This window comes from Lacticaseibacillus zeae DSM 20178 = KCTC 3804 (assembly GCF_000260435.1).
Taxonomy (GTDB): Bacteria; Bacillota; Bacilli; order Lactobacillales; family Lactobacillaceae; genus Lacticaseibacillus; species Lacticaseibacillus zeae.
The window spans coordinates 1-5,523 of record NZ_BACQ01000070.1 but is presented as its reverse complement, the minus strand read 5'-3'; the positions used below and the strand labels follow the sequence as shown (position 1 = coordinate 5,523).

4 protein-coding genes and 2 pseudogenes are annotated in these 5,523 nt (G+C 44.4%); 1 reads left to right on the top strand and 5 read right to left on the bottom strand.

Annotation, left to right across the window (positions count from 1 at the left end; genetic code table 11):
* Positions 1-159: 159 nt before the first annotated feature.
* The 4 genes from GSO_RS13885 to lacT form a co-directional block, all read right to left on the bottom strand.
* Complete coding sequence (locus tag GSO_RS13885) at positions 160-495, bottom strand: PTS lactose/cellobiose transporter subunit IIA (protein ID WP_003589792.1); 336 nt, start codon at positions 493-495, stop codon at positions 160-162.
* A gap of 48 nt (positions 496-543) precedes the next feature.
* Complete coding sequence (gene lacG / locus GSO_RS13880; RefSeq protein ID WP_003589794.1) at positions 544-1,968, bottom strand: 6-phospho-beta-galactosidase; 1,425 nt, start codon at positions 1,966-1,968, stop codon at positions 544-546.
* 26 nt (positions 1,969-1,994) lie between these two features.
* The gene (locus GSO_RS13875; RefSeq protein WP_003606259.1) at positions 1,995-3,728 is read right to left on the bottom strand and encodes a lactose-specific PTS transporter subunit EIIC; all 1,734 of its coding nucleotides are present in this window, start codon (positions 3,726-3,728) and stop codon (positions 1,995-1,997) included.
* A gap of 120 nt (positions 3,729-3,848) precedes the next feature.
* Positions 3,849-4,727 (bottom strand): transcription antiterminator LacT, encoded by an 879-nt coding sequence (lacT, locus tag GSO_RS13870; protein WP_003589800.1) that lies wholly within the window; start codon positions 4,725-4,727, stop codon positions 3,849-3,851.
* Positions 4,728-5,070: 343 nt separating this feature from the next.
* Here lacT and GSO_RS17225 point away from each other — a divergent pair.
* Positions 5,071-5,374: pseudogene (locus GSO_RS17225) on the top strand (glycosyltransferase family 2 protein); the annotation flags it as partial.
* A 7-nt stretch (positions 5,375-5,381) separates the two neighbouring features.
* Here GSO_RS17225 and GSO_RS17220 read toward each other — a convergent pair.
* A pseudogene (locus GSO_RS17220) lies at positions 5,382-5,516 on the bottom strand (IS5/IS1182 family transposase); the annotation flags it as partial.
* Positions 5,517-5,523: the final 7 nt, after the last annotated feature.

Here is a 5,523-nt window from a genome sequence, read left to right as displayed (position 1 = left end):
CTTCCGAAATAGAAAAACTAGGCGCTGTATGTGCCACGCGCCTAGTTTTTGGGTTACTTCTGTTCAATTATTGAGGACGCGCTAACAGCAAAGTTCGTCATTTGGAGGAAATGCTGATCGATTCGACTATCATTTTATCGAGAAATGATGATGACTCATTTACTGCTTGTTCTCAAGTTCTTTGATCCGCTTAAACATGCGAATCATGTAGCGTGTTTCATCAATGAGCAACATGGTTGTCATCAACGTATCTTGACCATGAACCATGATAAAGGTGACATCCATTTCAGCACCGCCAGCTTCTTGACTTAGAAGCTGGGTCTGTTGGTTGTGGGCTTCATTGATATCCTGTTGGGCCTTCTCAACCAATTCGTTTGCCTTATCGAAATCGCCTGCTTCAGCGGCATCAAGTGCATGCACAGCAGCCGTTCGAGCATCGCCTGCATACGCCACAAGTGCAAAACCAACCATTGAAATTTCTTCTTTAGTAGCCATCGTTTTCCCTCCGATTCAATCCTTGCTGTCTAAATAGCCAAAAACTTTTTAATCCGGAATGATGTGGGTCTCACTCACAGACTTAAACCACTCGGCACTTTGTTTGATATAACGATTTTGTGTTGGAAAATCAACGAAGAACAGACCATATCGTTTACTGTAACCGTTTGTCCAAGAAAATTGATCTTGAAGTGACCAGATGAAGTAACCTTTGACATTTGCGCCATCATGGATAGCATCAGCCATTGCGGACAGATATTTCTTTACATAATCAATCCGTTTTGGATCTTCAATCACGGTGTCAGGGGTCGCATTTTCTGGCAAGCTTTCTTTAAGACCAATACCATTTTCTGTCACGTAGGTCACTGGCACCAACGGATAGTCATTATGAATCCGCATCAGTATGTCATACATTCCTCGTGGATAAATCGACCAATCCCAATCTGTCGTCTCAATGCCATCTGGGAGTTTTTCCTCGCCAACGCCTTGCAGCCGCGCGACCGAAGAGCCTTTGGTGCCGTCGCCATTATGAATGGTCTCTGATTTGCCATGATAGGCACGCAACCACTTGCTGAAATAATTATTGACCCCAACAAAGTCTAACTGATGGGCCGCTTCATCAATAGCCTTCATTTCCTGCGGTGTCGATTGAAACATCGGTTGATGATTGGCATCCAGAATTTCCTTCACGAGCGCCAAAGTTTCTTGGTGATATTCGCCAGCTAATGTGCCATCCAGATACAATCGATTTTCCAAAGCGTCCTGTAACTCGGCGGCATGGTGATCCACAGCGCTATCACTGTAGGGATAAACAGTTTGCAACGCATGAACAATTCCAATTTGGCCACCTAATTGCATTGACTTATATAGATTAACGATACGGGCATGCGCCACCATTTGATTGTGTTCAGCTTGGAACGTCTTATCAAAACGTCCAGACTCGGCAGGCGGGAATGTCCCGCTTGTATATTGTTGAACGGCCATTGAGGTCGGTTCATTAATGGTGATCCAATACTTCACTTCGGAAAATTCTTCAAAGCAAAACTTCGCATAAGCCACAAAGTCGTCCAACATCTCTTGACTCAACCAATCACCGGCTTCGTGCAAGCGTTCGGGCGTATCAAAATGATGTAGCGTAACAAACGGTTCGATATGATGGGCGGCACAATCCGCGAAGAGCTTGTGGTAAAAAGCAACCCCGCGTGGCTCAACTTCCCCGGCACCATCCGGAAAAATTCGCGACCAGGCAATTGACACCCGAATCACTTGATGGCCGTATTTTTCCGCTAATGCCAAATCTTCATCATAACGATGATAAAAATCCGCTGCCGGGTCGGGCTTGAACCGCCCCTGTTTATCCAGAAAATCGTCCCAAAGCACGCGACCTTTACCGTCTTCCTTGGTGGCTCCTTCGACTTGATAGGCGGCGGTTGCCCCGCCCATTACAAAATCTTGAGGTAGCTGTTTACTCATTGCTTAATAACCTCCTGTTAAGTGTCTCAAAGATTGGATTCAACAAAATCAAGTGCCTTGTCACCATTGTTGGTTAATTCAATGTATTGCCGACCAGTTGTTGTGACCAGCTTGACGCCATACTTATCGGTGATCTTTTTTAAATTACCTTTCATGCTTTCCATTTGCGGCGCAAGGATGACCATGTTCATATCTTTGATCAAATCCATATCCTGTCCATAAGCGCGGGCGGCGGCCGAGAGCTTTAAACCGCGTTCCTTAGACAGTTTGTTTAGCGCGTTGGCAAGAATACCGCTTGTTCCACCACCAGCACACAACACTAAAACATTAACTTCATTTTGTTTGAAATAGGCTTCGCCGTGGGCAGATGGGGCTGTTTCAGGCAACACATGGGTCGCATCGTCGTCTGTGGCAGTCGCAACAGTCAAACCAGTCGGGATAGAAGGTGACACTGTGTCACTCGCCTGAACAGCCATGCCGTCGTCTTCAATGACCTCTTCCTTAGCTTTTTCTTCAGCTAAGAGTGTGCTGTCATAAACGCGAATGAATGGGAAGTATATCGCAACGTCCAGAACCAACGTCAGTAGAACAAAGGCGAAAGCCAACGGGGCAAACCCAGTCGAAATCAAAATCCCAATCGGTCCCGGAACTGTCCATGGCATGGTGTACATCATACTGTTCATACCAAGTACACTCACAAAGAATTTGAATAAGCAAACGTTCACGATCGGGGTTGCTAAGAACGGAATGAAGAAAATGGGATTCATGATAATCGGCATTCCAAACAAAACAGGTTCATTGACCCCGAAAGTGCATGGCACAAAGGAAACCTTACCAACGGCTTTTAATTGCGCTGATCGGGCCGCAAACAGCATGATGAAAGGTACCACCAATGTTGCTCCGGTTCCACCAAAATTCATGACGTAGTCCATCGTGTTCATGGCCAAAACGTGCGAGACATGTTGCCCTGCCTGATATTGCTGCAAGTTAGCTGCTGTATTCGCAATCATAATCGGGACAACAGCCGGCTGAACAATTGATGGGCCTTGGACACCACAGAACCAGAAGAAAGCCATCGCGCCAGCAATCAGGGCTAAGCCTAGATAAGAATCGCTGGCTTGGAAAAGCGGCGAAAGTACTTGAATGATCCAGCGTGGCAATACAGTACCCGTTGCCGCTTTGAAGCCAACACCGAAAAGCCAGAAGGCTGTCACAGAAAGGCCCATCGGGATAAGGTCTTTAAATGACTGGGCGATATTACCTGGTACCTGCGCTGGTAATTTAATCGTGACATTGTTCTTAATACAGACGTAGTAAATATTTGGCACGATCAACCCAACGATATAAGCGCAGATCAATCCCTGAGTCCCCATGTAAGTCAGGTCAACACCGGTTTTAAGCGGCAAGATCGACAAAATGACAAAAGAAATTTCAGACGCCACAATGACGGCCACTGGATTAATTTGATTTGTTTTCGGTAATTCAAGGTTCTTGCTGTCAGTCAAGTTTTTACCAGTCGTTCCCGCCACAAACAGTGCCAGCAAGCCCATGGAATAGTTATAAGCAACCATCAACGTATTCGTTACGTTGTCTGGCCAGTAAAACCCCCAAGCGTTCGGAACATAAGCAACCATCATAAAGATACTTGAGAAGATGATGATCGGCATACATGCGATAAAGCCATCACGAATCGCGGAAATATATTTGTTAGCAGCGATGGCTTCAAAAATTGGTTTTAATTTATCAAAAACCTTATTCATGAGTCTTTTCCTCCTGAGCGCTTGGAAGCCAAAGCATAAGCGTGCTTGAAGCAAACTGGCCCAATCTTTGGTAGATTGCTTCAAAGCCCTTATGTGTAGGCTTCTACGACTGCGAGCGCGTTATAATGAATCGTTTTGTGAATGATTCTGGGCTGGTGCTTCGTTTATCAATCGCTGAATGTGGATGATGAAGTAAAGTCGTTCGTCCTCACTCATACTGCGATAGAGTTGATCCTTAATTTCATCGAAAATTTCTGAGGCAATCTTGTAAGACTGCGGATAGTTTTGCTTAAGTTCAGTGGCAACCTCAGGGACAATGGTAACGGCATATGTATCAACACGCTGCAGTCGGTCGATGAGATACTGGAGATGAATCATAAATCGGTCATAGTAGTTGCCATTTGAATGAGAGCGAGTAATGTGATGACGCTTCAACACTTCTTGTACAAGTTGACTAAGTGAGGCTTCATTGCTTTTACCAAAAACCTGCTCGCCATCGTCTTCGCCGGAAGCGTTGATAAAGTGCAACGCCAGATTTTTTATTTCCGACTGTGGAAACTGAACGCCAAGGTTCGTGGCAATGATTTGCAGTGCCTGTTTAGCCACCGCATATTCGGCCGGATATTGAATATGAAAATCTGGTACCATTGTTTCTTGATAAGTCCCTGCCTGATAGCGTTTATATGCCTCGTAAATATGATCACTCAAGGTAATGTAGATATAATCAAGTACTTTCAGTCGATATTGTTTCTGGGCAACATCAATAATTTCATAGGTAGTCGTCACCACGTCAATCGGAATATTTTTTAAGAGAAAGTACAAATTTTGTCGGGAAGTCTCGTTCGCTAGATAAAAGATCTTCTCTATCTGCTTTGTCGGAATAACATCTCCTCGCCTCTTCTGAAAAGCGATGCCACGTCCCCTTACAACGGCTTGGCCGCGGTTGTCTAGATCAACCAAGGCCACGTTGTTGTTAAAAATCTGAGCTATTTTTGGCAAGTTGTCATCACCTCCCAGTGCAAAGAAAAAACCACAAATCACGCGCTGCGATCAGCACTGCGATTTGTGGTCTCGCCTAATTAAATAGTCACAATCCACATTGAATATTCCTATCAACAAACAAATTGTACCATATCTGAACAGAATGTAAACGTTTTATTTTATTTTTTGTAGCATCTTTAGTTTGCTGTTCTTTTTTCTTTTTCAACAGTGTCCATCCAGCAAGCCATCGTCAGTTTTTTAGGACAATTATCTGTGTTGCCTTTTGTTCTTTAATGATCAGTGCTAGTCATGTCTCTACAAACGAATCACTTTATTTGACGCCTCCGTTAATTTGACGATAATGATCAAAACGAGCTTCAAGGAGGCAATTACGTCGAACTTAGATTTAACCATCGTTGTGCCAACTTACAATTTAGGTCATTATCTGCCTGAGACATTAAAAATGTATCCAGCAACAAACAATTGATTTTGAACTTTGGCTCATCGACGATGCCTCTACTGATGGTACCGCTCAGACAGTGGCTGATTTTGTTAAAGGTATCCCTAATTTTCACGCGACCGGTTTTAATGACCATCGTGGCATCGGTGCTGCGCGAAACTTTGGCATTGATCATGCCACTGGTCAAGCTGTGGCGTTTGTTGAGAACCTGTCTAGCATCTTTTAAGAACTATGTTCAGGAAGGCCAATACAACCATTTGAAGACTGCTGTTAAGGGCACGTTCACAGTTTTTCCAAAGTCGCCGACATTTGTCTGGCCAACTCCATGAACGTTCAACGATCCATCGTTACGGT

What these genes read in the sequence shown, in the direction of transcription:
- lacG (WP_003589794.1), bottom strand. Translation starts at nt 1,968, where the DNA reads ATGAGTAAACAGCTACCTCAAGATTTTGTAATGGGCGGGGCAACCGCC.
- GSO_RS13885 (WP_003589792.1), bottom strand. Translation starts at nt 495, where the DNA reads ATGGCTACTAAAGAAGAAATTTCAATGGTTGGTTTTGCACTTGTGGCG.
- GSO_RS13875 (WP_003606259.1), bottom strand. Translation starts at nt 3,728, where the DNA reads ATGAATAAGGTTTTTGATAAATTAAAACCAATTTTTGAAGCCATCGCT.